The organism is Variovorax gracilis (genome assembly GCF_030317115.1).
GTDB lineage: Bacteria > Pseudomonadota > Gammaproteobacteria > Burkholderiales > Burkholderiaceae_C > Variovorax > Variovorax gracilis.
In genome coordinates, this window is record NZ_JASZYF010000001.1 from 117,505 (window position 1) to 144,332 (window position 26,828).

Genomic DNA, 26,828 nt, shown 5'->3' on the forward strand with positions numbered 1-26,828 from the left:
TGTGATCGCGCGCCACGCCGCGACGGTGCTCGTCGGCCAGTTGGCCGTGATGGCCTTTGGCGTCACCGACACGATCGTGGCGGGGCGCTATGCCGAAGGCGCGCTGGCCGCGCTTTCGGTCGGCTCGGCGATCTTCATCAGCGTCTTTGTGTCCCTGATGGGCGTCCTGCAGGCGCTGCTGCCCGTGTGGGCCGAGCTCCATGGCGCCGACCGCACGTCAGAGGTTGGCCGATCGGTACGGCAATCGCTCTATCTGTGCGGCATCACGATCGTGCTCGGCATGGCGGTGCTGCTCTTTCCGGCGCCGATGCTGGGATGGACCGAGGTGCCGCAGAGCATGCGGGCCGACGTCGAAGCCTACCTGCGCGTCCTCGCCTTCGCGCTGCCGGCCGCGCTGCTGTTCCGATTGTTCAGCACGCTCAACCAGAGCCTCGGCAAGCCGCAACTCGTGACCTGGCTGCAGCTGGCCTCGCTCGGCGTGAAGCTGCCGCTGTCGATCTGGCTCACCTTCGGCGGCGCGGGCGTGCCGGCGATGGGGCTGGTGGGCTGCGCGTGGGCGACGCTGGTCGTCAACTACTCGATGCTCGCGGCCGCGATCTGGCTCTTGCGCGCGGAGCCCTTCTATCGCGAGTACCGCTTCTGGCGGCGCATCGAGGCGCCCGATTGGGGCCAGATCCGGCAGTTCGCCCGGCTGGGCGTTCCCGCCGGCCTCGCGGTGCTGGTGGAGGTCACGTCGTTCACGCTGATGGCCCTCTTCATCGCGCGCCTGGGCACCGCCGCCTCGGCAGCGCACCAGATCGCGTCGAACCTCACAGCGGTGGCCTACATGATGCCGTTGTCGCTGGCCATCGCCACCAGCGCGCGGGTCAGCTTCTGGCTCGGCGCCGGCGAAGATGTCCACGCACGCCTGGCCTGCCGGCGCGGCTTCGAGCTGACGATCTTCTTCGCCCTGCTCTTCGCGGCCTTGATGGCCCTGCTTCGCTGGCAGCTCGCAGGCATCTACTCCGGCAATTCGACGGTGATCGCCCTGGGCGCGACGCTGTTGCTGGCAACCGCCCTCTATCACCTCGCAGACGCCGTGCAGACGCTGTGCGTCTTCGTCCTGCGCTGCTACCGCGTCACGGTGATGCCCCTGATCCTCTATTGCACCCTGCTCTGGGGCGTGGGACTGGGAGGAAGCTACCTGCTGGCCTATCGCGGCCTCGGCCCCTGGCCGGCGATGCAATCGCCACTCGCGTTCTGGCTCATGAGCGCCCTGGCACTGGCGACCACGGCCGCCCTGTTCCTCGCGCTGCTGGTGTCGACCGTCAGGCGACGGCGCTGAGCGCGGACGCCTGCCGCAGCCGTGTGAGCGGGAACACCAGCGCGAAGCGCGAGCCCTTGCCCACCGTGCTCACGATGCGAAGCTCGCCTCCATGCCGCTGCGCGATGTGCTTCACGATCGCCAGCCCCAGCCCCGTGCCTCCCGTTTCGCGTGAGCGGCTTCGATCGATGCGATAGAAGCGCTCCGTCAGCCGCGGAATGTGCTCGGCGGCAATGCCCGGGCCGCTGTCCTGCACCGCAAACTCGCCGCGGCCGTCGGGCAGCAGACGCCAGGTCACCGCGACCTCGCCGCCACCGGGCGTGTAGCGAATGGCGTTGCTCACGAGGTTGGACATCGCACTCTGCAATTCGGTCGGTGCGCCGGCGATTTCCGAATCGCCCTCCATCGAGAAAGAAAGTCGATGGCCTTGCGTCGACAGCCGGTTCGACAAGCCCCGGCCTTCGTCCTCGCACTGCGCCATGAGCGCGCGCATGCGCGTCCACCGGTTCGGTGGCGGCGCGGCGCTGCCCTCCAGCCGCGAGAGGGTCAGCAGGTCGTTGACCAGCGTCTCCATGCGGTGCGACTGCTGCGCCATGAGAGCGAGATAGCGCGAACGCTCCTCCGCGTCGAGAGGCAAGTTCTGCAGGGTCTCGACAAAGCCCGCGAGCACCGTGAGCGGCGTGCGAATCTCGTGCGAGACGTTCGCGACGAAATCCCGCCGCATCGCTTCGGCCTGCTCCAGCGACGTGATGTCGCGCGTCAGGAGCATGCGCCGGTTGCCCGCATACGGATGCACCTGGACCGACAGCCTCGCCGGGTGGCTGCGATGGCCCTGCGCCTGTGAAGGCGCATCGATCACCACGTCGCGGCTGTAGTTCCATGAGGCGAGGTAGGCCACGAAGGCCGGATCGCGCACCAGGTTGGCGAGATGCTGAAGCAGGTCGCGCTCTGCATCGATGCCGAATTGGCCGGCGGCCGTCTGGTTGCACCATTCGATGCGGCCCTGCTCGTCGAGCAGGACCACGCCGTTGGGCGATGCCTGGATGGCCGCCAGGAACTCCTGCAGCCTGTCTTCGGCTTGCCGGGCCTGCTGCTCCCTCGCGCGCAGCAGCTTGCGGATGCGCTCAGCGAGTTCGCCCCACACGCCGGGTCCGCGTGACGGCAGCCCCGCGGCATCGACGCGCAGCACCTCCAGCAGCCGCCGTGCGCGCCACGCGTCGAGCAGGAGCCACGCCACGGCGCCCAGCCATGCACCGAGCCATGCGAAACGCCAGCCGGCAATCGCCGCGGCGCAGGCGCCTCCGAGGAAGGAGGCCATCAGGAAAGTTGCGATACGAAACGGCATGCCGGACCATTATCCCGCCCGGTCTTCTCAGCCGGTGCGGTCTCTCAAACCGTGGCCTGGGCCGTCAGCCGGTAGCCGGCACCGCGCACCGTCTCCACCATCGCCGCGGCGGGGCCGAGCGATTCGCGCAGGCGCTTGACGTGCACATCGACCGTGCGTTCCTCGATGTAGACGTGGTCGCCCCAGACCTTGTCCAGCAGTTGCGCACGGCTGTGCACGCGCTCGGCATGCTGCATCAGGAAGCCCAGCAGCTTGAACTCGGTCGGTCCGACCTTGAGCGGGGCACCATGCCAGGTGACGCGGTGCGTCGCCGTATCGAGCGCCAGTTCGCCGATCTCGACGCGCTCGGTCACAGCCTCCGGCGCACGCCGGCGCAATACCGCCCGGATGCGCGCCAGCATTTCCTGCGTGGAGAACGGCTTCGTGATGTAGTCGTCGGCACCGGCGTCGAGGCCCGCCACCTTGTCTGGCTCGTCGCCACGGGCCGTCAACATCAGGATCGGCATCGCCTTGGTGCGCGAATCCTTGCGCCACTGGCGCGCCAGCTGCAGGCCACTCTGCCCCGGGAGCATCCAGTCCAGCAACACCAGGTCGGGCAGGAAGGCATCGATCTCGCGTTGCGCGGCGGCGCCATCTTCGGCCCAGATCGGCTCGAACCCGTTGTGGCGAAGATTGACGGCGATCAGCTCGGCGATCGAGGACTCGTCTTCAACGATCAGGATGCGGGGTTTCTTCATGAATTTTCAGATTCTCATTCGATTCCGTTGTCGGCGCACAGCCTGGGGTCGCGTCACTGGAGCTGCGCTTCGATGTCATTCATCGAAGCGTGCCGCACGTCCGCACCCTTGACGATGTAGATGATGAACTCGGCGATGTTCTTCGCGTGGTCGCCGATGCGCTCGATGGCCTTCGCCAGGAACAGCAGGTCGAGGCTGGCGGAGATCGTGCGCGGGTCTTCCATCATGTAGGTGACCAGCTTGCGCACGAAACCATCGAACTCCTTGTCGATCAGGTCGTCGTCCTTCAGGATCGACAGCGCCGCCGCCGTGTCCAGCCGCGCGAACGCATCGAGTGCCTTGCGCAGCAGGCCCGAGGCCAGGTCGGCGGCAATGCGCAGTTCCATCGAAGGGAGCGCACGGGCCGAACCGCTCTCGATGATCGACTTGACCATGCGCGCGATCTTGTTGGCCTCGTCGCCCACGCGCTCCAGGTTGGCGGTGGTCTTGGAGATGGCGATCAGCAGGCGCAGGTCACGGGCCGTCGGTTGTCGGCGCGCGATGATCGACGACAGCTCTCGGTCGATCTCGATCTCCATCGCGTTGACGCGGTTCTCGGTTTCCATCACGCGCTCGGCGGCTTCGGAGTCGAACTGCTGGAGGGCGTACACGGCCTGGTGGATCTGGGCCTCGACCATGCCGCCGAGTTCCATCACCCGCGACGAGACGGTGTTGAGTTCGCTGTCGAACTGGCTGGAAAGATGTTTTTCGGTCACTGTATTTGCTCCTTGGGTCAGCGCGCGTCTTTTCCGGAAACACCGGAGATCCGGCTTCGCCGGGCCGCTGGTGTTGCCCCCTCGCAGGGGGTTGGCGTAGCGACACGAAGTGCGCGAGGCCTGGGGGTGATCAACCGAACCTCCCCGTGATGTAGTCCTCGGTCTCTTTGCGCTTCGGCTTGAAGAAGAGTTCTTCGGTGGCACCGAATTCGATCAGGTCGCCCAGGTACATGTAGGCCGTGTAGTCGCTGCAGCGTGCCGCTTGCTGCATGTTGTGGGTCACGATGACCACGGTGTACTCGCTTTTCAGCTCCGCGATCAGCTCTTCGATCTTGGCCGTGGAGATCGGGTCCAGCGCCGAGCAAGGTTCGTCCAGCAGAAGCACTTCAGGCTTGATCGCGATGCCGCGTGCAATGCACAGGCGCTGCTGCTGGCCGCCGGAAAGGCCCGAGCCGCTCTGCTGCAGCTTGTCGCGCACTTCGGTCCAGAGGGCGGCTTTCTTGAGCGCCCATTCGACGCGGTCGTCCATCTCCGAAGCACTGAGGTTCTCGAACAGCTTCACGCCGAAGGCGATGTTGTCGTAGATCGACATCGGGAACGGCGTCGGCTTCTGGAACACCATGCCGACCTTGGCGCGGATCAGCGCCACGTCCTGCTTCGAGGTCAGCAGGTTCTCGCCGTCCAGGGCGATGGTGCCTTCGGCGCGCTGCTCGGGATACAACTCGAACATGCGGTTGAAGGTGCGCAGCAGGGTCGACTTGCCGCAACCCGACGGACCGATGAAGGCCGTCACCTTGTTCTCGGGGATCTCGAGATTGATGCCCTTGAGCGCGTGGAACTTGCCGTAGTAGAAGTTCAGGTCCTTGACCGAGATCTTCGAGCGCGTCGGCTGAGCGAGTGTGGTTGCCATGTTGTTCAGAGTTTGTTGCGCGTGAGGACCCGCGCGAGGATGTTGAGCGCCAGCACCGCGACGGTGATCAGGAACACGCCGGCCCAGGCCAGCTGCTGCCAGTTCTCGTACGGGCTCATCGCGAACTTGAAGATCGTCACCGGCAGGCTGGCCATCGGCTGCGACATGTCCGAGGTCCAGAACTGGTTGCTGAGCGCGGTGAAGAGCAGCGGCGCGGTCTCGCCGGCGATGCGCGCCACGGCCAGCAGCACACCGGTGACCACCCCTGCACGCGCGGCGCGCAGCGTGATGCTCAGGATGACCTTCCACTTCGGCGTGCCCAGGGCATAGGCCGCTTCGCGCAGGCCGGCGGGCACCAGTTGCAGCATGTTCTCGGTCGTGCGGATCACGACCGGGATCACGATCAGCGCCAGCGCCATCGCACCAGCCAGGCCCGAGAAAGACTTGAAGTACGCCACCACCACCGCGTAGACGAACAGGCCGATCACGATCGACGGTGCAGACAGCAGGATGTCGTTGACGAAGCGGACGATGTTCGAGAGCCAGCCCTTGGGGTTGTACTCGGCCAGGTAGATGCCGGCCATGATGCCGATCGGCGTGCCGACGAAGGTGGCGAGCAGCACCATCGCCAGCGAGCCGAAGATCGCATTCGCGATGCCTCCGGCCTCGTTCGGCGGCGGCGTCATTTCGGTGAGCGTGGCGATCGTCAGGCCGCCGATGCCCAGGCGCAGCGTTTCCCACAGGATCCAGATCAGCCAGAACACGCCGAAGGCCATCGCGGCCATCGACAGCGTCAGGGCAATGATGTTGAGGCGCTTGCGCCCCGCGAACTTGGATGCGCGGGTCTCGTCGAGCGCCTTGGCGTTCAGGAGTCGTTCGGCGGTGCTCACGATTTCGTCCCTTCGCTCTTGCGCATCTGCATCAGCAGCACCTTCGACAGCGACAGCACCACGAAGGTGATGAAGAACAGCACGAGGCCCAGGTACATCAGCGAGGCCTGGTGCAGCCCCGCCCCGGCTTCGGCGAACTCGTTGGCCAGCACCGAGGTGATGCTGTTGGCCGCCTCGAAAACCGAGAGTGAATTGAGCTGGTTGGTGTTGCCGATCACGAAGGTGACGGCCATCGTCTCGCCCAGTGCGCGGCCGAGGCCGAGCATGATGCCGCCGATCACGCCGGCCTTGGTGTAGGGCAGCACGACCTTCGAGACCACTTCCCAGGTGGTGGAGCCGAGCCCGTAGGCCGATTCCTTGAGCAACGGCGGAGTCACCTCGAACACGTCGCGCATCACCGAGGCGATGAACGGAATGATCATGATCGCGAGGATGATGCCCGCCGACAGGATGCCGATGCCCACGGGAGGCCCCGACACCAGCGCACCCAGGTAAGGCACGCCGGCAAACAGTTTCTGCAGCGGCTGCTGCACGTAGGTGGACAGGATCGGCCCGAACACCAGCAAGCCCCACATGCCGTAGACGATGGACGGCACGGCCGCCAGCAGTTCGATCGCCGTGCCGAGCGGGCGCTTGAGCCATGCCGGCGACATCTCGGTGAGGAAGAGCGCGATGCCGAAGCTCACCGGCACGGCGATCACCAGTGCGATGAGCGAGGTGGCCAGAGTGCCGTAGATCATCACCAGGCCGCCGTACTCGTTCTGCACCGGATCCCACACGCTGCTGGTGAGGAAGCCGAGGCCGAACTTCGAGATGGCGGGCCAGGCGCCGACCAGCAGGGACAGGAGGATGCCGATGAGCATCGCCAGCGTCAGCAACGCCGCGCCCTTGGCGGCCCAGCCGAAGAGGCGGTCGGTGGTGGCGCCGGTGCGCGGCCGCTTGGCCGGCGGCGGGCTCGCGGTGGCGCGGGCGCGCTCGGCAGCGAGGTCGAGCGGATTGGCACTTGCAGGGAAAGTGGATGACACAGGTCGCTCCGAAAGCGGCGCGCGATCAAGCGGAGTGCTCATGGCCGCGCGCCGTTCTTGTTGGCTTACTTGAGCGCGGCGACGGGCTTGCCCGACGCGTCCTTGATATCGCCCCAGGCGACGACGATCACGCTCTTGACCTTGTCGGGCATCGGCACGTAGTCGAGCTCGGCGGCGGTCTTGTCGCCGTTCTTGTAGGCCCAGTCGAAGAAGCGGAGCGTCGTGGCGGCTTGCGCGGGCTTGTCCTGCGCCTTGTGCATCAGGATGAAGGTCGCGCCGGTGATGGGCCACGAATCCTTGCCCGGCTGGTCGGTCAGCACCTGATAGAAGGTCTTCGACCAGTCGGCACCTGCAGCGGCGGCCTTGAAGGCCGAGTCGTCCGGAGACACGAAGCTGCCGTCCTTGTTCTGCATTTGCGCGTACGTCATCTTGTTCTGCTTGACGTAGGCGTATTCGACGTAGCCGATCGAGTTCGGCAGGCGGTTCACGAAGGCCGCGACGCCTTCATTGCCCTTGCCGCCGGCGCCGTTGGGCCAGTTGACGGCCGTGCCGTCCCCGACCTTGGTCTTCCACTCCGGATTGGCCTTGCTCAGGTAGTTCGTGAACAGGAAGGTGGTGCCCGAACCATCGGCGCGACGCACCGTGGCGATGGCGGCGTCGGGAAGCGCGAGCGAGGCGTTGAGGGCCTTGATCGCAGGGTCGTTCCACTTCGTGATCTTGCCCAGGTAGATGTCGCCGAGAACCGCGCCGCTCAACTTCAGCTCGCCGGGCTTGATGCCCTGGATGTTGACCACGGGAACCACGCCGCCGATGACAGTGGGAAACTGCATCAGGCCCTTGGTTTTCAGCTCATCGTCGGTCAGGGGCATGTCGGAAGCGCCGAAATCGACCGTCTTCGCGTCGATCTGCTTGATGCCTGCGCCGGAACCGACGGACTGGTAGTTGATCTTGGCGCCAGTGGCCTTGTTGAAGTCGGAGGCCCACTTCGAGTAGAGCGGCGCCGGGAAGCTGGCACCGGCGCCGGTGGCTGCATCCTGGGCAAAGGCCGGAGCGTGGGCGAAAGCCATGGCCAGGAGGCCGGCGGCTGCGAATTTGAACGTCGTTTTCATGATGCTTCCTTTGAACTGCACAAGGTCCCCCTGCGGGGCTTGGCACGGACTCTAGAAAGCTTGTGTGACAGCCCGATGACACTCGCCCACAGAGGGAAAACCAACGTTTTCCGTGCACTCCCCCGTGACGCTGTCACACAACCGTCATGCGCCGCCTCTAGCCTTGTCTCCCTGCCGGGATACCGGTTGACGCAGGCGCCCGCGGCCAGGGCGCTACGATCAGGCCCCGCCCTTCCCACTTCAACATGCAAAACGGAACCCGTCTCGCCGCGGTCGATCTCGGCTCGAACAGCTATCGCCTGGAGATCGGCCAGGTCGACCATGGCCAGATCCACCGCACCGAGTACCTCAAGGAGACCGTTCGCCAAGGCAATGGCCTCGACGAAGCACGCAACCTGACCCCCGAAGCCATGCAGCGCGGCTGGGACGCGCTCGCCCGCTTCGGCGAGCGGCTTGCCGGTTTCAAGCGCTCCCAGGTCCGCGCCGTGGCGACCCAGACCTTGCGCGAGGCCCGCAACCGCGATGAATTCCTGTTGCGCGCGCGCACCATTCTGGGTTTCGGCATCGACGTCATCACCGGCCGCGAGGAAGCCCGCCTGATCTACCAGGGCGTCGCGCACACCCTGCCCCAGACCGATGCCTCCAACCGCGAGCGCAGGCTGGTGGTCGACATCGGCGGACGTTCCACCGAATTGATCATCGGCCGGGCGCTCGAAGCCGAGGCGATGGAGTCCTACCGGGTCGGCAGCGTCGCCTGGTCGATGAAGCACTTTCCGCAGGGCATGTTCACGACCTCGGCGTTCCGCGCGGCCGAAGTCGCCGCCAAGGCGGTGCTCGACGATGCGCTCGGTACCTATGTGCCCGATCGCTGGGACGTGGTCTACGGCGCCTCGGGCACCATCGGCGCCGTGGGCGATGTGCTGACGCTGGCCGGCGGCGAGCCGGGACTGATCACCCGCGACGGGCTGGACTGGCTGGTCGACCGCCTGCTCAAGGCCGGCAGCGCCGACCGCCTGCGCATCGAAGGCATGCGCGAGGACCGCAAAGCGGTGATCGGCGGCGGCGTGAGCGTGCTGCGCGCCGTGTTCGACCTGCTCGAGATCGAAGAGATGAAGGTCGCTCAGGGCGCGCTTCGCCACGGTGTGCTGTACGAGTTGCTGGAGCGCGACGACATCGTCGCCGACCTGCGCACCACGACCGTGGCGCGCCTCGCCAACCGCTTCGCCGTCGACGCCGCACAGGCCAAGCGGGTCGGCGAAACGGCGGCCGCGCTGTTTGTGCAGCTCGACCCTGCCGCGCGTGGCGGCAGCACGACCAGCCGGGCCGGACGATCCCTGCGCAAGCTCGGCTGGTCCGCGCAACTGCATGAGATCGGCGCGCAGATCTCTCACAGCGAGTATCACAAGCACGGCGCCTACATCCTGGACAACGCGGACGCGCCGGGTTTCGCGGTGAACGAGATGCACCTGCTGAGCCAGCTGGTGCTGGGCCACCGGGGCAAACTTCGAAAGCTGGAGACCTCGCTGGACGACGAGGCCTTCGTCTCGCAACTGCTGGCGTTGCGGCTCGCCGTGCTGCTGTGCCATGCACGGCGCGATCCCGACCTGGAAGGCCTGCGGCTTGCACGGCCGGGCGGCGGCAGGGTCTTCACCGTGGCCTGCCGGCCGGGATGGTCCGACCTGTACCCCCAATCGGCCCACCTCCTGCGCGAAGAAGTGCTGGCCTGGCAGAAGACCAGCTGGCGCGTCGGCCTCTCGGGCTGCTGAGCGCAGCCGGCTCCTACAGCAGTTCCGGCGCCTGCACCGTGACGACCACGGTCTGCACGTCGCCATCGCGCTCGCGGGTGCGAATCCACCAGACCGCGCCCTTGCGCACCGGGCAACTGTCCTGCTGAAGGCCCAGCAGCAGCGAGATGGCCTGGCCGAGCGATGGCTGGTGGCCGATCATGAGCACCACCGACTTGCCGTTCGGCCAACCCGCCGCACCGAGCAATGCATCCGGCGTGGTGTCGGGCGCGAGTTCGCCGCGCAGCTTGTACTTGCGGCCGAGCGCCAGGGCGGTCTGCTCGCAACGGCGGGCCGGGCTGCAGATGATCCGCGTGCCATCAGGCAGTTGGCGATCGAGCCACGCCGCCATCCGCTTGGCCTGCTTTTCGCCGCGCGATGTCAGCGAACGCTGCATGTCGTCGCAGCCTTCGGTCCAGTCCTCGGCCTCGGCGTGGCGCCAGAAAATCAAATCCATGTGAGTCAATCCCGTGATGCGGCGCGGCGAAGCCCGCGCGACGCGTAGCGGTTCATGAGGGCGGTCTGCGCGCCGTGGGCTTCGATGGCGCGCGAAGCGCCCTCCTCCCCTGCGTGCGTGTCCTGGTAGACGCGGTGGTAGGCGCCATCCGGCCCGAGGTCCCATGCGTCGCGCCCGTCGTGCAGATAGGCCACCAGGCATTCGTCGATGAGCCTCTGGCGCAGCACCGGATCGGTCACCGGCCAGGCCAGCTCGATGCGCCGCATCATGTTGCGGTTCATCCAGTCGGCGCTGGAAAGATAGAGCGATTCGTCCTGCGCCTGGCGGAAATAGAAGACGCGCGAATGCTCGAGGAAGCGGCCGATCACCGAACGAACCCGGATGTTGTCCGTGAGACCCGGCACGCGGGCGGGCAGAGTACAGGCACCGCGCACGATCAGGTCGATCTTCACGCCCTTCTGACCTGCCCTGACCAACGCGGCGATCAGGTCCTCGTCGGTGAGGGCGTTCATCTTCGCGACGATGCGCGCAGGCTCGCCGGCTGCCGCCGCCGCGCCGAGCGCGTCGATGCGGGCCAAGAGGTTGCGGTGCAGGTCGAAAGGCGCGAGCCACATGCGATTCAGCTTGGGCAGCCGGCTCTGTCCCGCCATGTGAACGAACACGGCCTCCATGTCGGACGTGAGCAGTGGATCGGCCGTCAGATGGCTGATGTCGGTGTAGAGCGCCGCCGTGCGCGGGTTGTAGTTGCCGGTGGACAGGTGCCCGTACCGCCGCATCTGCTTGCCCTCGCGGCGCGTGACGAGCAGCATCTTCGCGTGCGTCTTCAGGCCCACCACGCCGTAGACGACCTGCGCGCCGATCGATTCGAGCATCTCGGCCCAGTTGATGTTGGCCTCTTCGTCGAAACGCGCCTTCAGCTCCACCACCACCGTCACTTCCTTGCCGCGGCGCACGGCCTCGCGAAGCAGGTCCATCATCTCGGAGTCGGTGCCGGTGCGGTAGATGGTCTGCTTGATCGCCAGCACATCCGGGTCTTGCACCGCTTCCCGCAGAAAGGCCAGCACGCCTTCGAAGCTTTCGAAGGGCTGGTGGATCAGTGCGTCGCCCCGCTGCAGCCTGTCGAAGAAGGACTGGCCTGGCGACAGGGTGACCGGATAGGAAGCCTGGTACGGCGGAAAACGAAGCTGCGGCTCGTCGAGCAGGTCGATCAGTTGCGTCAGGCGGGCCAGGTTGACCGGCCCGTGCACCCGATACAGCGCCTGTGGCGGCAGGTTGAACTGCGCCAGCAGGAAGTTCGACAGCGACTCGGCGCAACTCGCCGAGACCTCCAGCCGCACGGCCTGCCCGTAGTGGCGGTGCTGCAGGCCCTGCCGAAGCGCCGTGCGCAGGTTCTTCACGTCTTCCTCATCCACCGCCAGGTCGGAATGCCGCGTCACCCGGAACTGCGAGAACTCGCCCACCTCGCGCCCCGGGAACATGCTCGACAGGTGCGCCCGCACGATGCTCGACAGTGCGATGAACAGGGTCTTGCCGCCCGACACCTTGGCCGGCATGCGGATCACCCGCGGCAGCACGCGCGGCACCTTCACGATGGCGATGGGGTTCTCGCGGCCGAAGGCGTCCTTGCCGCTGAGGCGCACGATGAAATTGAGCGACTTGTTGGCAACCTGCGGAAAGGGGTGCGCCGGGTCCAGTCCGACCGGAATCAGCAATGGCCGCACTTCACGCTCGAAATACTCATGCACCCACTTGCGCTGCGCCGGATTGCGCTCGCCGTGCGAGATGACCTGGATGCCCTTGCTCGCAAAGGTCGGGATGAGTTCGTCGTTGTAGAGCGCGTATTGCCGCGCCACCAGCGAATGCGCCGCTTCGGCCAGCCGCTCGAAGGATTCGACCGTGTAGTTGCCCTTGCGGTCGCCCGCCACGCTCGCACCCAGGTGCGGGGCGGCGCGAACCTCGAAGAACTCGTCCAGGTTCGACGAGACGATGCACAGATAGCGCAGCCGCTCGATCAGGGGCACTTCCGGCCGGTACGCCCAGTCGAGCACGCGCTCGTTGAACGCGAGGATGCTGTGATCGCGGTCGAGCAGCGTCACGACCGGCTCGACGGCAACAGTCAACCTGTCGCTGATGGCAGGCGGCATGGAAAAGAATTCTGGGTCAGCCGGCACGGAAACACTCAAAAACCAAAGCATGACAGTGTCTGCCGCCGATGTGACATTTACATGACAAAAGCGTGACGGCTTTCCGGCACTGTCTCAATGGCCGAGGAAGTGCTTCCGGTAGCGCGCCGGCAGGTCTTCGATGCGCATGAGCATCGGCAGGTCGGCGCTGTTGAAGTCCGGGTCCCAGGCCGGCGGCCCCAGCACCTTGGCGCCCAGGCGCAGGTAGCCCTTGATGAGCGCGGGCGGCTCCACGTCGAGTTCGTTGTCCAGGCGATGCACCGGCAGGGGCAGGCGCGGCTGCACGTGGTATTGAATAGGCGCCATGTGCGTGGCCGAAAGCTGCCGCCAGATGCTGGCTGCCGCATCGCCGCTGGTCACGCCGTTGTGCGACATCGGGATGCTGGCGCAGCCGATCATCGTGTCGAGCTTGTTGCGGTTCATGAAACCGGCCAGCGCACCCCAGAGGGCCAGGATCACCCCACCCTGGCGGTGGTCGACGTGCACGCAGCTCCGGCCGAGTTCGACCATGCGCTCGCGCAGGTCGCGCAGGCGCGTCAGGTCGAATTCGGTGTCGCTGTAGGTGCTGCCGACGCGCCGGGCCTGCGCCGGCGTCAGCACGCGATAGGTGCCGATGACCCGCTGCGTGGACACTTCGCGGACCAGCAGGTGTTCGCAGAAGTCGTCGAACAGGTCGATGTCGTGGCCTTCCACCGGCGTCGCCAGGCGCGCACCCATCTCGTCTGCGAACACTTCGTAACGCAAACGTTGCGCGGCGCGGACGTCATCCTGATGACGCGCCCAACTCACGCTGATGCCGCCGGTGGTGTCGCCGGCCGGCTCCGCCGCTTGAGGCACGGGTATTGCTGAAGGGTCCTGCACCGGATGAGGCGCAGGCCACAAGGCAGCGCGCAGGCCCAATTGCGAAAACGGAAACGTGGGCGTGGGTAGTTCTTTCATGCGAGACCCTTTCTGCCGACGGAGTCTCGGGACCTGCGGTGAAACAAGCGTGTCGTTTCGATGGCAAATGGATGACGCGCACGAACCGGCGCCGCATCAGCTTTAATTCCGGAGATTCGTCCACTGGAGTTTTCTTGATGGCTACCGAAAGAATCGAGGTCGAGACCCGCCGCCACCAGATGTTCCCGGTGCTGAGCGCCGCCGACATCGGCCGGATCCGGCGCTTTGGCACCGTGCGGCGCTACAGCCGCGGCGACTGCCTCTTCACGGCCGGCGAGCCCGGCCCCGGGATGTTCGTCGTGCTGCAAGGCACCGTGACAATCACGCAGCGCGACGGGCTCGGCCATGTGGTTCCCATCGAACAGCAGGGGCCGGGCCATTTCCTCGCCGAGATCGCGCAGCTTTCAGGGCGTCCCGCGCTGGTCGACGGCCATGCGGAGGACGACGTCGAGACGCTTCTGGTGCCGCCCGACCAGTTGCGCGCCCTGATCATCGCGGAAGCCGACCTCGGCGAGCGCCTGGTCCGCGCCATGATCCTGCGGCGCGTGGCGCTGATCGAATCCGGCGCCAGCGGCCCGGTGCTGATCGGTCCGCCGCAATCGGCCGCGGTGCTGCGGCTGGAGAATTTCCTCGGACGCAATGGCTACCCCTATCACGTGGTCGACGCCACGCAGGACAGCGACGCCGCTGCCCTGCTCGAGCAATACGGCGAATCCGAGCTGCTGGCGGTATGCCCCGACGGCTCGGTCATGCCCAACCCGACCGAGCATGCGCTGGCACGCTGCCTCGGCATGGTCGACAGCATCGAGCACGAAGACCTGTTCGACGTGCTCGTGGTCGGCGCCGGCCCCGCCGGGCTGGCAACTGCCGTGTATGCGGCCTCGGAAGGCTTGCGCGTCATCGTGGTCGACTGCCGCTCCTTCGGCGGACAGGCCGGCGCCAGCGCGCGGATCGAGAACTACCTCGGCTTCCCCACCGGCATTTCCGGAGGCGCCCTGGCTGGCCGGGCCTATGTGCAGGCGCAGAAGTTCGGCGTCGAGATGCTGATCCCGGCACAGGTCTTGTCGCTGGACTGCAGCCTTGCCGAATCGCAGGGCGAAGTCTCGGTCCAGCTCGTCGATGGACGGAAGCTCCGTTCGAAGACCCTCGTGATCGCCAGCGGCGCACGCTACCGCCGCCCCGAGGTGCCGCGCCTCGCGGAGTTCGAAGGCCGCGGCATCTGGTACTGGGCCTCCGCGCTGGAAGCCAAGCTGTGCACGCAGCAGGAGGTTGCCCTGGTCGGCGGCGGCAACTCGGCCGGGCAGGCGGCGGTGTTCCTGTCGCAGCACGCCGCCAAGGTCAACGTGCTGGTGCGCGGGCCTTCGCTGGCGGCGACGATGTCGCGCTACCTCATCGACCGCATCGAGGCCACGCCCAACATCTCGCTGCGCCCGCACACCGAACTCGTTCACCTGCACGGCGAACCGACCAGCGGGCTGAACGGCGCCACCTGGCGCGACCGCCTCAGCGGCAGCGAGGAGGATTGCCCTGCCCGCAACATCTTTCTCTTCATCGGCGCCGTCCCTGAAACGGACTGGCTCGAAGGCTGCGGCGTCGCCCTCGACAAGCATGGCTTCGTGCTCACGGGCCAGGAGGCCCGCGGCGGATTTCCGGCGAAAACCGCCGCCGCGCTCGAATCCAGCGTGCCCGGCGTCTTCGCGGTCGGCGACGTGCGCTCCGGGTCGGTCAAGCGCGTCGGCGGCGCCATCGGCGAAGGCGCCGCAGTGGTTGCGCTCATTCACCAGCACCTGGCATCGGCGGCGACCACGGCCTGATCCGCTTCACGAAGTCACCAAGGAGTCTCCATGCCCGTGTACCCCTGCTCCCACGTACCGAACGTGATCGTCCCGCCGACCTCGGCCGGCTGCGAGGAATGCCTGGCCGCTGGCGACGAGTGGGTGCACCTGCGCCTGTGCGTCCATTGCGGCCACGTGGGCTGCTGCGACTCGTCGAAGAACAGGCATGCCAGCCGGCACTATGCAGCCACGGGACACGCCGTCATCGCATCCCTGGAACGGGACGAGGACTGGATGTGGTGCTTCGCGCACAGGAGCCAGGTCGGTTAGTCCGTCCCCTGCACGGAAGACCCGCGAGGGCTATGCTGGCCGGCCTTGTCATCACCCATGGATCCAGACACATGCCCCAAGCACCCATCGACGTCTACTCCTGGCCCACGCCCAACGGCCACAAGATTCACATCATGCTGGAGGAATGCGGCCTCCCCTATCGCGCTCACCCGGTCAACATCGGCAAGGGCGACCAGTTCGAGCCGGCCTTCCTGGAGATCAGCCCCAACAACAAGATTCCCGCCATCACCGACCCCGAGGGGCCGGACGGCAAGCCGATCTCGCTCTTCGAGTCCGGCGCGATCCTCGTGTACCTGGCCGGCAAGACCGGCAAGTTCCTCCCGGCCGGCGACAGGGCACGCTACGAAGTCCTTCAGTGGCTCATGTTCCAGATGGGCGGCGTCGGCCCGATGCTTGGCCAGACCCATCATTTCCGCAACTACGCGCCCGAGAAGATCGCCTACGCGATCGACCGCTATTCGAACGAGGCCAAGCGCCTCTACGGCGTGATCGACAAGCAGCTTTCGACCCACAAGTTCATCGCCGGCAAGACCTATTCGATCGCCGACATCGCCATCTTTCCCTGGCTGCGAAGCCACGAGAACCAGGGCATCGTTCTCGCGGACTATCCGTACCTGAAGCAGTGGTTCGACGGCATCGCCGCGCGCCCCGCGGTGCAACGCGGCGTCAAGGTACTGGCCGAGCTGCGCACACCGATCACCGGCGATAAGGAACGCGAAATCCTGTTCGGCAAGACGCAATATCAGCGTCGCTGAGCAGTCGGTCGGAAAAGGGCTCGCCAAAAAGGTTAGAATCGAAGGCTCGTCGGGGTGTAGCGCAGCCTGGTAGCGCATCTGGTTTGGGACCAGAGGGTCGAAGGTTCGAATCCTTTCGCCCCGACCATCAGTTGATAAAGAGGCCGTCAGGATGAATTTCCTGGCGGCCTTTTTCATTGGGGAATCAACCCCCGCACAAGCGCTTTCGCGGCTTGGCACGTACGTGCATTACGTGACCGCCCGGATTGCGGGCTCGGACGCCTTGTTTCGACAATCCCTGGCACGTGGCCGCCGTGGCGGAGTCTCGACAGTACCCGTCCAGTCCCGGTGACACCCGATGCGTCGGAATTCGGGCCGCGCGTTCTCGATCAGCTTTCACGTCATTTTCCGTCTTTCAAGATCGGATCAGAAGCATGAAAAAGATCCTCGTCGTTGCAGGCGTGCTCGTTGCGGCAGGCGCGGCCATCGCAGGGCTGCTCTACGTCAAGTTTCCGGTGCAGATGACGACCTACGGCGGCATGGGACTCAACGCGCTCAAGACGCTGTCCACGCCGGCAGGCGCACTGACCATCGAACAGAACCCCGCCTACAAGGCACCCGCGGCGGCGGGGTCCTCCCCGCCTCTCGCCGACGCGGCGTGGCCCAACGCGGCGGCTGGGGACTGGCCAAGCTACAACAGGACTCCGACGTCGCAGCGCTACTCGCCGCTCGACCAGATCAACGCGAAGAACGTTGCAAACCTGAAGGTCCAGTGCACCTACGACCTCGGCATGTTCACCGCCTTCGAATCCGGCCTGATCATGGTGAACAACGCACTGATCGGCACCGCCGAGTTCGATATCTTTTCCATCAACCCCGCCACGTGCGCCGAGAACTGGCGCACCCACCTCGACTATCCCGGCGCGCTCCTTCCTGCCAACCGCGGCGCGGCCTACATGGACGGCCTGCTGTTTCGCGGCACCCAGGACTGTCGGGTGCTGGCCTTCGATTTCAAGACCGGCACGCAAGTGTGGGAGACGACGATCTGCGATCGCCAACGCGGCGAGTCGGTCCCGTCGGCGCCGATCGCATGGGATGGCCTCGTCTTCGTCGGCAATGCCGGCGGCGACTACAAGGGCGGCAGAGGCAAGGTCTACGCACTCGATGGAAAGACCGGCAAGGTCGTCTGGCAGTTCTTCCTCGTGCCTCAGGTCGAGGGCGACGTCGTCCGTGGTCCCGTGGGCAAGTCGCCGCTCGACACGACGACCTGGAACAACGCGCCAGGCATCCCCATCAGCGGCGGCGGGACGTGGACCTCGTACACGCTGGACATCAAGAACGGCTTGCTGTACGTCCCCGGAGGCAATCCGGCCCCCGACTTCGCCTCGGGCGCACGCGAAGGCACGAATCTCTTCACCGACTCGGTCGTGGTGCTAGACGCCAAGACGGGCGACTTCAAGAACAACTTCAAGGTCGTGAAAAAAGACTGGCACGACTGGGACGTGTCCGCTCCGCCCATCCTGCATCAGACCATGGGCGGAAAACAGCTCATGACGGTCGCGCCGAAGGACGGGCACCTCTATGGCTACGACCTCGCCACCAACAACCTGCTCTACCGCGTGCCGGTCACCACGGTCGAGAATGTGGAGGGCGCGTTCGCCGTCGGCCAGAAGGTTCATTTCTGTCCGGGGCCGGTGGGAGGCACCGAATGGAACACCCCGGGATTCGACCCCACCACGAACCTCGTGATCACCGGTACCGTCGATTGGTGCGACACGGTGACGATCAAGACCGACGAGAAACTGCGCTCCGCGCCCGCAGGGCAGCCCTGGACCGGCATGGCGACGTACAACCCGATCAACATGTTCGGCAAGGAGGACCCCACCGACGGACACTGGGCCGGGTGGATCTATGCCAGCGACGCCGACACCGGGGTCTGGAAATGGCGCGTCAAGTCCAACTATCCGATCGTTGCCGCCATCACGCCGACGGCCGGCGGAATCGTGTTCTTCGCTGATCTCGGTGGCAACTTCTACGCGCTGGACTCCTCCACCGGCCAGAAACTCTGGGGCGGGCCGCTCGAAACAGGCGGCGGTATCGCAGGCGGCGTGATCACATACGCCGTGGATGGCGTCCAGAAGGTGGCCGTGGCCGATGGCTTCACGATGGTCGCCTGGCCGACGAAGCCCAGGCGCGCGAAGGTGGTCATCCTGGGCCTCGACAGCGCCGCGGCAAAGAAGTGAAACGGGACATCGCCCATGGACCTCGACCCGGTGATGCTGTCGCGAATCCAGTTCGGGTTCGTCATCAGCTTTCACATCATCTTCCCCGCGTTCACGATCGGGCTCGCAGCGTGGCTGGCCACGATCGAGGGGGCGAGGTTGGCGACGGGCAACGCCCTCTACCGAAGGGTTTTCGATTTCTGGCTGCCGATCTTCGCGGTCTCCTTCGGCATGGGCGTGGTCACGGGCATCGTGATGGCCTTCCAGTTCGGCACCAACTGGGGCGTGCTGGCCGTGAAGACAGGGCCGATACAGGGCCCCCTGCTCGGCTACGAAGCCTTTACCGCCTTCATGCTGGAGGCGACCTTCTTCGGCGTGATGCTGCTCGGGCGCGACCGGGTGTCGCCGCGCCTCTATTTTTTCTCGTGCTGCATGGTGTCCCTGGGCACGATGTTCTCGTCCTTCTGGATCCTGGCCAACAACAGCTGGATGCAAGTGCCGCTGGGCCATGCGATCGTGAACGACAAGATCGTTCCCACCGACTGGATGCAGATCGTGCTCGGCCCGGTCCAGATGGTGCGCTGGCCGCACATGCTGCTCGCCGCCTTGTTGACGAGCGCGATGTGCGTGTCGTCGACCGGTGCGTGGTACCTGCTCCGCCGGGTGCACTTCGACGAAGGCCGGATGATGCTGCACTGGGGCCTGGGGCTCGCTGCGGTGCTGATCCCCGTGCAGATGTTCTTCGGCCACCTGGCGGGCGAATACGTGCTGAAGCACCAGCCCGCCAAGTTCGCCGCAATCGAGGCACGCTGGAAGAACGAGCAGCCCGCGAGCGAAGTGCTGATCGCCTTTCCCGATGAGGCGAACGAGCGCAATCTCTACGCCATTTCGATTCCGAAGCTCGGCAGCTTCATCGCATCCGGCAACTTCACTTCCGCCGAGAGAGGACTGGAGTCCTTCCCCCGCGAAGACCGGCCGCCGGTGCTCATTCCTTTCTTCGCCTTCCGGCTGATGGTCGGCATGGGGCTCGTCATGCTGGCCGTTTCCTGGCTCGGCAACTACCTGCGCTGGCGCGGCAGGCTGGAATCGTCGCGCTGGTTCCTGTGGTGCACCTTCGCATCGTTTCCAACCGGCTTCGTCGCCATCCTGACAGGCTGGTACACCGCGGAGGTCGGGCGCCAGCCCTGGGTGGTCTACGGGCTGCTGCGGACCAAGGACGCCATCACCCCCAGCCTGACCGCCGGCGATGTGCTGACCTCGCTGATCGTCTACGTCGTCGTGTACTGGCTTTTTGTTTCCTTCGGCATCTACTACATCTACAAGCTGCTGCGCGAGGGACCGCATGCGAAGACGCAGGCCACGGGCAACGTGACGGGCAGCCGTCCGCTGGCCGTGGCCGCCCGCACGGACGTGATGGGCCCTGCGGGACCCGGAGCCAAGCGATGAACGCGGCCCAACCCAGCGACCTGGCGCTCTTCTGGGCAGCGGTCATCGCCCTCTCCATCCTGGTCTACGTGATCCTGGACGGGTTCGACCTCGGGGTCGGGATCCTCTTCGGCACCACGCGCGACGAGGACCACCGCCTGCACATGACGGACGCCATCGCCCCGTTCTGGGATGGCAACGAGACCTGGCTGGTGATCGTGGGCGCCGGCTTGTTCGCGACCTTTCCGGTGGTCTATGCCGTGTTCATGGGAGCGTTCTACCTGCCGGTCCTGCTGCTGCTCGTCGGCCTGATCTTTCGCGGGATCGCCTTCGAGTTCCGATACCGCAGCGTGAAGACGCGCTGGCTGTGGGACACGGGTTTCTTCCTCGGATCGACCGTGGTCGCTTTTGTCCAGGGCGCTGCGGTCGGCGCACTGATGCGCGGCCTGCCGGTGGCAAACGATCAATTCGCGGGCACCTCGTTCGAATGGCTGCATCCGTTCTCGGTGATGACGGGCATCGGCCTCGTCTTCGGTTATGCCCTGCTGGGCGCAGGCTGGATCGTGCTCAAGAGCGAGGGCGACCTGCGCGCCTGGGCCTATCGTCGCATTCCCTGGCTTGCCGCTGCCGTGTTCCTGATCCTCGGCCTGGCCTTCGCCGCGTCGCTGACCATCGACGCAGGAGCGATAGCGCAGGGCCACCTGAGCGACCGGCCCTGGGGGTGGGCGTTTGCCGTGCTGGCGTTCGCCGCCCTGCTTGGCGTCGTGGCGGGGGCCCGGGCGCGCCGCGACGGCCTTGCGTACGCGCTCACCGTCCTGTTCATCACGGCGTCCTACCTGACGCTCGGCGTCATGTTCTGGCCCTACATGGTGCCGTACGCGGTCACCGTCGCCAGCGCGGCGGCGCCGGAGGAATCGCTCCGGTTCCTGTTCTATGGCGCCGTGGTGGTGCTGCCGGTGGTGGCGCTCTACACGATGGGCGTGTATTGGGTGTTCCGCGGAAAAGGCCGCAGCGGCTACCGATGATCACGGTGGCGAGCCCCACGCCGCACAACGGACCTTCGACGTAGGACGGCGGCCACGCCCGATTGGGCGCAATGCTGCACTGCCGCATCGCTTGCACGACGCACAGTTCGCCATCGGCCATCGGTCGAAGCGAAGGTTCTATGAGCAATCCCTGGACAAAGAAAAATCCGCTGATGAGCATGTGGCTCAGCGCAGCCAACAAGTCGATCAGCGCAGCCCGCGGCCAGGCCACCGGAGCCGCTAGGCGCCAGATTGCGGCGACACAAGCCGAAGCAGCGCGGCAGATCGTCGATTTCTGGAGCGGCAGGTCCGCCAGGCCGGCAACGAAGCGCAAGACGCGCCGCTGATGGCGCGACGGCGCAAGGCCGGCGGATGGGCCGGCATCTTTGCTCGAAGCATGGAGGCGATCACGCGCAGCACCATGCGCGCGAGCACCAAGGCCGTGGAGCGCGCCGTCAAGCCGGTCATTGAAAAGCGCCGGCCGCCCGCCGGCGCGGGCCAGTGGATCACCGGCGTCGCCATGGGCGCGGCAGGCGCGCGCCGCTTCAGGCTCTACCGCCCACCGGACGTCAAGTTCGGCGAGCGCCTGCCGCTCATGGTCATGCTGCACGGCTGCGGCCAGGACGCGAAGACCTTCGCGACCAGCACGCGGATGAATCGGGTCGCGGCGCGCGAGCGATTCCTCGTCCTGTATCCGGAGCAGGACCGGGTGTCGAATCCGCAAGGTTGCTGGAACTGGTTCGACACCTCGTCGGGGCGCGCGTACGGCGAGGCTGCGCTCATCATGAAGGCGATCGACCAGGTCTGCCTGATGTACGCCGTGGACCGCACGCGCATCGCGGTGGCCGGACTGTCGGCGGGAGCCAGCATGGCCGCCCTGCTGGTCACGCGGCATCCGGAGCGATTCGGCGCGGTCGTGATGCACTCCGGCATACCGCCCGGAACCGCCCACTCGACCCTTTCGGCGCTGGGCGCGATGCACGGGCGTCGCGCCACCAGGCCCCTGCCGGCCACGCCCGGAGCGATGGCGGCCTCATGGCCACCCTTGATGGTGATCCATGGCGCCCTCGACAGGGTGGTGGCAGCCTCGAACGGCCATGCCGCCGCGCAGGCGTGGGCGGACGCGGCAGGCGCCACGGCAAGCAAGGAACGCAGCGTGCAGCGTGGCAATCGGTACTCGACCACCGTGACGGACTTCAAGCGCCGGGGCAACACGGTGGCGACCCTGGTGGAAGTGGACCGCCTCGGCCACGCCTGGAGCGGCGGCGCGGCCCGGGAGCCCTACAGCGACGGGTCGGGACCGGATGCCTCACGCATGGCCTGGGCGTTTGCAGCCAGGCAGTTCCGCAACTGAGCGAGATCGCAGCCGACGCGACTCAATCGAAAACAATCACCCCCCGCGCATTCCGCCCCTTGGCCAGATCCTCGAAGGCCTGCGGCGCATCCTCGATGCGATAGCGATGCGTGATGAGTTCGTCGAGCTTGAGCTTGCCGGCCTGATACAGCCCGAGCAGCCGCGGGAAGTCGTGCCGCGGCCGCGTCGAGCCGTAGTAGCTTCCCTTGATGCCCTTTTCTTCCAGGGCGAAGCTGGCGGTCTTGAGGGTGGTCGTGTTGGCGGGCCCGGCCAGGCCCACGACGATGGCCAAGCCACCCTTGCGCAGGCAGCCGTAGGCTTGCGCCACGATCTCGCCGTGGCCCACGCATTCGAAGGCATAGTCCGCGCCGCCGCCGGTGAGCTTGCGCAATTCCTTCACGACGTTCTCCGACTTCGAAGCGTCGATGACGTCGGTGGCGCCGAAGACCTTGGCCAGTTCCAGCTTGCTGGCCAGCATGTCGACCGCGACGATCATGGTCGCGCCCGCGATCTGGCAGCCCTGCAGCGTGCTCAGGCCGACGCCACCGGCGCCGAACACGACGCAGATCGAACCCGGCTCGACCTTGGCTGTATTGCAAGCCGCGCCCCAGCCCGTCATCACGCCGCAACCGACCAGCGCGCACCGGTCCAGCGGCACGTCCGGCGTGACCTTGACCACGTTGTTCTCGTGCAGGGTCGCATACTCGGCCATGACGCCGCAGCCGCCCATGACGTTGAGCGGCTGGCCGTCCGCGTCATGGGTGCGCGGCTTCGCGCCGGGCAGCGTGTAGGGCGTGGTGTTGCCCATGTCGCAGAGGTTGGGCTTGCCGCTCGTGCAATAGCGGCAGCGTCCGCAGGTGTTGACGAAGCTGCTGATGACATGGTCGCCCACCTTCAAGTCGGTGACGCCCTCGCCCACCTGGCAGACCACACCCGCGCCCTCGTGGCCGAGGATCACCGGCGCGGGCAGCGGCAGCGTGCCGTTGGTCACCGACAGGTCGCTGTGGCAGACGCCGCAGGCGCCCACCTTGATCATCACCTCGTGCGGGCCGGGTGGATCGACCAGGATGTCCTCGACGTGGACGGTGACGCCGTCAGCGCGGAAGACGACGGCTTTGGAGCGCATTTGCATGGTTTGAATCTCTTGGTTTCTGAAATTGATTGAGGCGGCTTCAGCCGACCATGGTCTGCGTAGTCGTGAATTCGAGCAAGCCCTCGATGCCGTTCTCGACACCGATGCCCGATTGCTTGCGGCCCGCGAAGGGCGACTGCGGGTCCAGCAGATGCACGCTGTTGATCCACACCGTGCCCACTTCCAGGCGCGCGCCGATGGCCCTTGCCTGCGCGACATCGCTGGACCAGACCGAGCCTCCCAGGCCGAACTCGGAGTCGTTGGCGCGACGCACCACCTCGTCCACATCCGAGAAGCGCAGCAGCGGCACGATGGGACCGAAGGGCTCCTCGACCACGACCCGCGCATCGTCGGGCGGGTTGTCCACGACAGCGGGCGGGATGAAGTAGCCGGGCCCGTCAGGCACTTCGCCGCCGGCGAGGAAACGGTGGCCAGCGTCGCGCGTGGCAGCGATGAGCTCCTTCACTCGCTCGTACTGCGGGCGGTTCTGCACCGGCCCGAGCATCACGCCCTCCTTCGTTCCGGGGCCCATGGGCGTCGCCTTGGCCGCCGCAGCGAAAGTCTGCGCGAAGGCGTCGTAGATCGCGTCGTGCACGTAGATGCGCTTGGACGCGATGCAGACCTGTCCCGAGTTGAGGAAGGCGCCCATGAACAGCTTGCGTGCCACTTTCGGCACGTCGACATCGGGCATCACGATCGCGGCGTCGTTGCCGCCCAGCTCCAGCGTGATGTGCTTGAGCGTGGGCGCGGCGGAGGCCATCACGCGCCGGCCGGTCGCGGTCGAGCCGGTGAAGGCGACCTTCGCGATGCCGGGATGCGCAGTCATCCAGGGCCCAAGCGCGTCGCCGCCGCAAAGCACGTTGAGCACGCCGGCCGGGAACAGATCGGCCGCGAGTTCGCCCATGCGCAGCGTCGCCAGCGGCGTGAAGGGCGAGGGCTTGAGGATCACCGTGTTGCCCGCGAGCAGCGCAGGTGCGAGCTTCCATACCGCGAGCGTGAGCGGAAAATTCCACGGCGCGATGGCCGCGACCACGCCGAGCGGCACGCGACGCGTCGACCAGCTCAGCCCTGCCGGGTCGGTGCGCTCCGCTATGGGCAGCGACATCTTCGCGGCGCTGCGCAACCAGTGGACGCAGCCCAGCACCTCCGCCCTGGCCATGGCGAGCGGCCTGCCCTGCTCGCGCGTCAGCAGCAGGGTGAGTTCATCGGCGTGTTCCTTCATGCGCGCACCGAGCGCTTCGAGCCGCTCGCGTCGATGCTCGATGGACGTGAGGCTCCATGTGTCGAATGCCGCGCGCGCGGACCGCACAGTGGCGTCGAGCAGTTCCCGGGTGCAGTCGGGCACGTGGGTGATGACCTCCTCGGTCGCCGGGTCGAGCACCGGCAAGGTCGCGGGCAGGTCGAGGAGTTGGCCGTTGGAAAGCGGCCTGAAAGTCGATGTCATGTTTCCTGGGTTCTCTCTGATGCAATTCGTTGGGGTGCGGTGAGGCCGAAGCGTCCTACGGTTCGACGACGTTGAACATCGCGTCGAACTCTTCCAGCATGCGCAACAGGCGCACCACGCTGGCGGCATCGCCGTCGACTTCGATCCGGCCTTCCGCCACCAGGCGCTCGAAGGCGGCCGGCATGCCGGCCCTGTCGGACTGCAACGCGGCGAGCGCCGCGCGCTTCAGGCTCACGCGCGCTGTCGCCCCGCCCCGCACGGCGCCGGGGAGGTAGGTCATCGTCGCGTTCTCCAGGCGCATCGCCCAGCATTCGCCCGTCTCGGGGTTGGCCCACTCGATGGCCATTTCCACCCCTTCGGCCCGTTCGGCATCGAGGCGCACGGCCATGTGGTCGAGCAGCAGTTCGATGGGCAGCACCGAGACGAGGTCCCGGCTCACGTTGCGGCGTCGCACCTGCGGCACGCCGTGGCGGAGCTCCTGCGCTCCCAGCAGGAAGGCGTTGCGCCAGGTGGCGGACTCGGCCGCGAAGCCGAGCTGCTCCAGCGCATCGGCGCACAGCGCGCGCGCCTCGACGTTGTCCGGCTGCGCGAAGATCAGGTGGTTCGTGACCTCGGCCACCCAGCGGTATTCGCCGCGCCGGTAGTCGCTGCGGGCGCGCTCCAGCAGCGCCTTCGCGCCACCCATGTACTCGACGTAGAGCGGGCCCGACTGCTCGGGCGGCAGCCCATGCAGGTGCGCGGGGTTGCCGTCGTACCAGCCGAGGTAGTGCTGGACGATCGACTTCACGTTGTGCGAGACCGTGCCGTAGAAGCCATGGTTGGCCCAGGGCGCGGCGAGCGACGCCGGCAGCTTCATCGCCTCGGCCACCTCGATGCCGGTGAGGCCGCGGTTCATCAGCCGCACGCTCTGGTCGTGCAGGTGCTTGTACAGGTCGCGCTGGTGGCGAAGATACCCGCGGATCTTCTCGTTGCCCCAGGTCGGCCAGTTGTGCTGCGCGAACACGACGTCGGCCGTCGGTGCGTAGCGATCCAGCGCCTGGTCGAGATAGCGCGACCACAGCCGCGCATCGCGGACCTGGGCACCGCGCAAGGGGCACAGGTTGTGCATCGCCTGCGTGCCGATCTCCGCCGTGTTGAGCGCGCGCAGCCCGGGAAAGTGCATGAACATCTCCGAGGGCGCTTCGCTCTCCAGCGCGAGGTGGAAGATGATCTCGACGCCGTCGATCACGTGCGTCTCGGTCTCGCGCTCGATCGTGCGTGTCGGCGGAATCAGCGTCGTCGTGCCCATCGGCACCGCCTTGCCCATGCCGCAATCGACCTGACCGCAGGCATTGCGCGGCAATGTCACGCCGAACTGGAACATCGCACGCCGGCCCATCGCGTTGCCGGCCAGCACGTTCTCCGAGACCGTGTGCCACATGAAGCCCCGCGGTGCGACGATGGGCACGCGCCGCGCGATGGCGTCGGACTCGTCGAGCACACCGCGCGCGCCGCCGAAATGATCGGCGTGGCTGTGCGTGTAGATCAGCCCCGTCACCGGCCGGTTGCCACGATGGGCCCGATAAAGCGCGAGCGCAGCCTCCGCCGTCTCCGACACCGTCAGCGGATCGATGACGATCACGCCGCTGTCGCCTTCGATGAAGCTCACGTTCGACACGTCGAACCCCCGCACCTGGTAGACGCGCTCAGTCACCTCGAACAGGCCGTGCAAGTTGTTGAGCCGTGCATGCTTCCACAGGTTCGGATGCACGGTCGAGGCGGGCTCGTCCTCCTCCAGGAAGCGGTAGTCGCGCAGGCTCCACGCCACGCGGCCCCGGGCGTCGACGATGTGGGCGTCCGGGATCGTGGCGATGAAGCCACGGTGGGCGTTCTCGAAGTTCTCTTCGGCGTCCGGAAGCCGTGCCGGCGGATCGGTGATGTTCATGGAGA

The 26,828-nt window shown here is 66.5% G+C and carries 23 protein-coding genes and 1 tRNA gene; 11 read left to right on the forward strand and 13 right to left on the reverse strand.

What is annotated here, in order from left to right; genetic code table 11:
* Position 1 precedes the first annotated feature (1 nt).
* Positions 2-1,324, forward strand: coding sequence for an MATE family efflux transporter (locus QTH97_RS00585; RefSeq protein ID WP_444813353.1), 1,323 nt, complete (start codon positions 2-4; stop codon positions 1,322-1,324).
* Here QTH97_RS00585 and phoR read toward each other — a convergent pair.
* The 7 genes from phoR to pstS form a co-directional block, all read right to left on the reverse strand.
* Positions 1,308-2,648 (reverse strand): phosphate regulon sensor histidine kinase PhoR, encoded by a 1,341-nt coding sequence (phoR, locus tag QTH97_RS00590; protein ID WP_286566026.1) that lies wholly within the window; start codon positions 2,646-2,648, stop codon positions 1,308-1,310. The two genes, QTH97_RS00585 and phoR, sit on opposite strands and share 17 nt — an antisense overlap.
* A 44-nt stretch (positions 2,649-2,692) precedes the next feature.
* Positions 2,693-3,385 (reverse strand): phosphate regulon transcriptional regulator PhoB, encoded by a 693-nt coding sequence (gene phoB / locus QTH97_RS00595; RefSeq protein ID WP_286566027.1) that lies wholly within the window; start codon positions 3,383-3,385, stop codon positions 2,693-2,695.
* 53 nt (positions 3,386-3,438) lie between these two features.
* Positions 3,439-4,140 carry a phosphate signaling complex protein PhoU gene (phoU, locus tag QTH97_RS00600; protein WP_286566028.1) on the reverse strand — a complete coding sequence of 234 codons (702 nt, stop codon included), beginning with the start codon at positions 4,138-4,140 and terminating at the stop codon, positions 3,439-3,441.
* Positions 4,141-4,270: 130 nt separating this feature from the next.
* Positions 4,271-5,050: a phosphate ABC transporter ATP-binding protein PstB gene (gene pstB / locus QTH97_RS00605; protein ID WP_286566030.1), complete on the reverse strand. Its 780-nt coding sequence runs from the start codon at positions 5,048-5,050 to the stop codon at positions 4,271-4,273.
* 5 nt (positions 5,051-5,055) lie between these two features.
* Positions 5,056-5,940 carry a phosphate ABC transporter permease PstA gene (pstA, locus tag QTH97_RS00610; RefSeq protein ID WP_286566031.1) on the reverse strand — a complete coding sequence of 295 codons (885 nt, stop codon included), beginning with the start codon at positions 5,938-5,940 and terminating at the stop codon, positions 5,056-5,058.
* A complete protein-coding gene (gene pstC / locus QTH97_RS00615) occupies positions 5,937-7,007 on the reverse strand; it encodes a phosphate ABC transporter permease subunit PstC (protein WP_286566032.1) in 1,071 nt (356 codons plus the stop codon). Before pstC ends, pstA begins: the two co-directional genes overlap by 4 nt.
* Before the next feature lie 23 nt (positions 7,008-7,030).
* Positions 7,031-8,074 (reverse strand): phosphate ABC transporter substrate-binding protein PstS, encoded by a 1,044-nt coding sequence (pstS, locus tag QTH97_RS00620; RefSeq protein ID WP_286566033.1) that lies wholly within the window; start codon positions 8,072-8,074, stop codon positions 7,031-7,033.
* Between the two features lie 245 nt (positions 8,075-8,319).
* Here pstS and QTH97_RS00625 point away from each other — a divergent pair, with 245 nt between their 5' ends.
* The gene (locus QTH97_RS00625; RefSeq protein WP_286566034.1) at positions 8,320-9,840 is read left to right on the forward strand and encodes a Ppx/GppA phosphatase family protein; all 1,521 of its coding nucleotides are present in this window, start codon (positions 8,320-8,322) and stop codon (positions 9,838-9,840) included.
* 13 nt (positions 9,841-9,853) lie between these two features.
* Here the strand turns inward: QTH97_RS00625 and QTH97_RS00630 are convergent, their stop codons facing one another.
* The 3 genes from QTH97_RS00630 to QTH97_RS00640 all read right to left on the reverse strand — a co-directional run bounded on the left by QTH97_RS00630 (position 9,854) and on the right by QTH97_RS00640 (position 13,437).
* Positions 9,854-10,315: a SixA phosphatase family protein gene (locus QTH97_RS00630; RefSeq protein WP_286566035.1), complete on the reverse strand. Its 462-nt coding sequence runs from the start codon at positions 10,313-10,315 to the stop codon at positions 9,854-9,856.
* A 5-nt stretch (positions 10,316-10,320) separates the two neighbouring features.
* Positions 10,321-12,459, reverse strand: a complete 2,139-nt coding sequence (gene ppk1 / locus QTH97_RS00635) for a polyphosphate kinase 1 (RefSeq protein ID WP_286566036.1) — start codon at positions 12,457-12,459, stop codon at positions 10,321-10,323.
* Between the two features lie 114 nt (positions 12,460-12,573).
* On the reverse strand, positions 12,574-13,437 hold the full coding sequence (locus QTH97_RS00640; protein ID WP_286566037.1) for a GNAT family N-acetyltransferase: 864 nt from the start codon (positions 13,435-13,437) through the stop codon (positions 12,574-12,576).
* 137 nt (positions 13,438-13,574) lie between these two features.
* Between QTH97_RS00640 and QTH97_RS00645 the strand changes: the two genes are divergently transcribed.
* From QTH97_RS00645 to QTH97_RS00685, 9 genes are all read left to right on the forward strand, one after another.
* Positions 13,575-15,251 (forward strand): FAD-dependent oxidoreductase, encoded by a 1,677-nt coding sequence (locus QTH97_RS00645; RefSeq protein ID WP_286566038.1) that lies wholly within the window; start codon positions 13,575-13,577, stop codon positions 15,249-15,251.
* Between the two features lie 30 nt (positions 15,252-15,281).
* Complete coding sequence (locus QTH97_RS00650) at positions 15,282-15,542, forward strand: UBP-type zinc finger domain-containing protein (protein WP_286566039.1); 261 nt, start codon at positions 15,282-15,284, stop codon at positions 15,540-15,542.
* 71 nt (positions 15,543-15,613) lie between these two features.
* Positions 15,614-16,318, forward strand: a complete 705-nt coding sequence (locus tag QTH97_RS00655) for a glutathione binding-like protein (protein ID WP_286566040.1) — start codon at positions 15,614-15,616, stop codon at positions 16,316-16,318.
* A 50-nt stretch (positions 16,319-16,368) separates the two neighbouring features.
* Positions 16,369-16,445: transfer RNA gene (locus QTH97_RS00660), tRNA-Pro, on the forward strand.
* 286 nt (positions 16,446-16,731) lie between these two features.
* Entirely contained in the window at positions 16,732-18,540 is a 1,809-nt protein-coding gene (locus QTH97_RS00665; protein WP_286566041.1) for an outer membrane protein assembly factor BamB family protein, read from the forward strand.
* A 15-nt stretch (positions 18,541-18,555) separates the two neighbouring features.
* On the forward strand, positions 18,556-19,965 hold the full coding sequence (locus tag QTH97_RS00670) for a cytochrome ubiquinol oxidase subunit I (RefSeq protein WP_286566042.1): 1,410 nt from the start codon (positions 18,556-18,558) through the stop codon (positions 19,963-19,965).
* Complete coding sequence (gene cydB / locus QTH97_RS00675; protein ID WP_286566043.1) at positions 19,962-20,969, forward strand: cytochrome d ubiquinol oxidase subunit II; 1,008 nt, start codon at positions 19,962-19,964, stop codon at positions 20,967-20,969. Before QTH97_RS00670 ends, cydB begins: the two co-directional genes overlap by 4 nt.
* A 173-nt stretch (positions 20,970-21,142) precedes the next feature.
* Complete coding sequence (locus QTH97_RS00680; protein ID WP_286566044.1) at positions 21,143-21,316, forward strand: hypothetical protein; 174 nt, start codon at positions 21,143-21,145, stop codon at positions 21,314-21,316.
* Positions 21,316-22,323, forward strand: coding sequence for an extracellular catalytic domain type 1 short-chain-length polyhydroxyalkanoate depolymerase (locus QTH97_RS00685; RefSeq protein WP_286566045.1), 1,008 nt, complete (start codon positions 21,316-21,318; stop codon positions 22,321-22,323). Before QTH97_RS00680 ends, QTH97_RS00685 begins: the two co-directional genes overlap by 1 nt.
* A gap of 22 nt (positions 22,324-22,345) precedes the next feature.
* On the opposite strand, the gene QTH97_RS00690 is transcribed toward QTH97_RS00685, so the two are convergent.
* Genes QTH97_RS00690 through QTH97_RS00700 form a run of 3 tightly spaced genes read right to left on the reverse strand, consistent with a single transcriptional unit; the run spans position 22,346 to position 26,823 of the window.
* The gene (locus QTH97_RS00690) at positions 22,346-23,455 is read right to left on the reverse strand and encodes a Zn-dependent alcohol dehydrogenase (protein ID WP_286566046.1); all 1,110 of its coding nucleotides are present in this window, start codon (positions 23,453-23,455) and stop codon (positions 22,346-22,348) included.
* Between the two features lie 40 nt (positions 23,456-23,495).
* The gene (locus QTH97_RS00695) at positions 23,496-24,899 is read right to left on the reverse strand and encodes an aldehyde dehydrogenase family protein (RefSeq protein ID WP_286566047.1); all 1,404 of its coding nucleotides are present in this window, start codon (positions 24,897-24,899) and stop codon (positions 23,496-23,498) included.
* Positions 24,900-24,954: 55 nt separating this feature from the next.
* Positions 24,955-26,823 (reverse strand): alkyl/aryl-sulfatase, encoded by a 1,869-nt coding sequence (locus QTH97_RS00700; protein ID WP_286566048.1) that lies wholly within the window; start codon positions 26,821-26,823, stop codon positions 24,955-24,957.
* Positions 26,824-26,828: the final 5 nt, after the last annotated feature.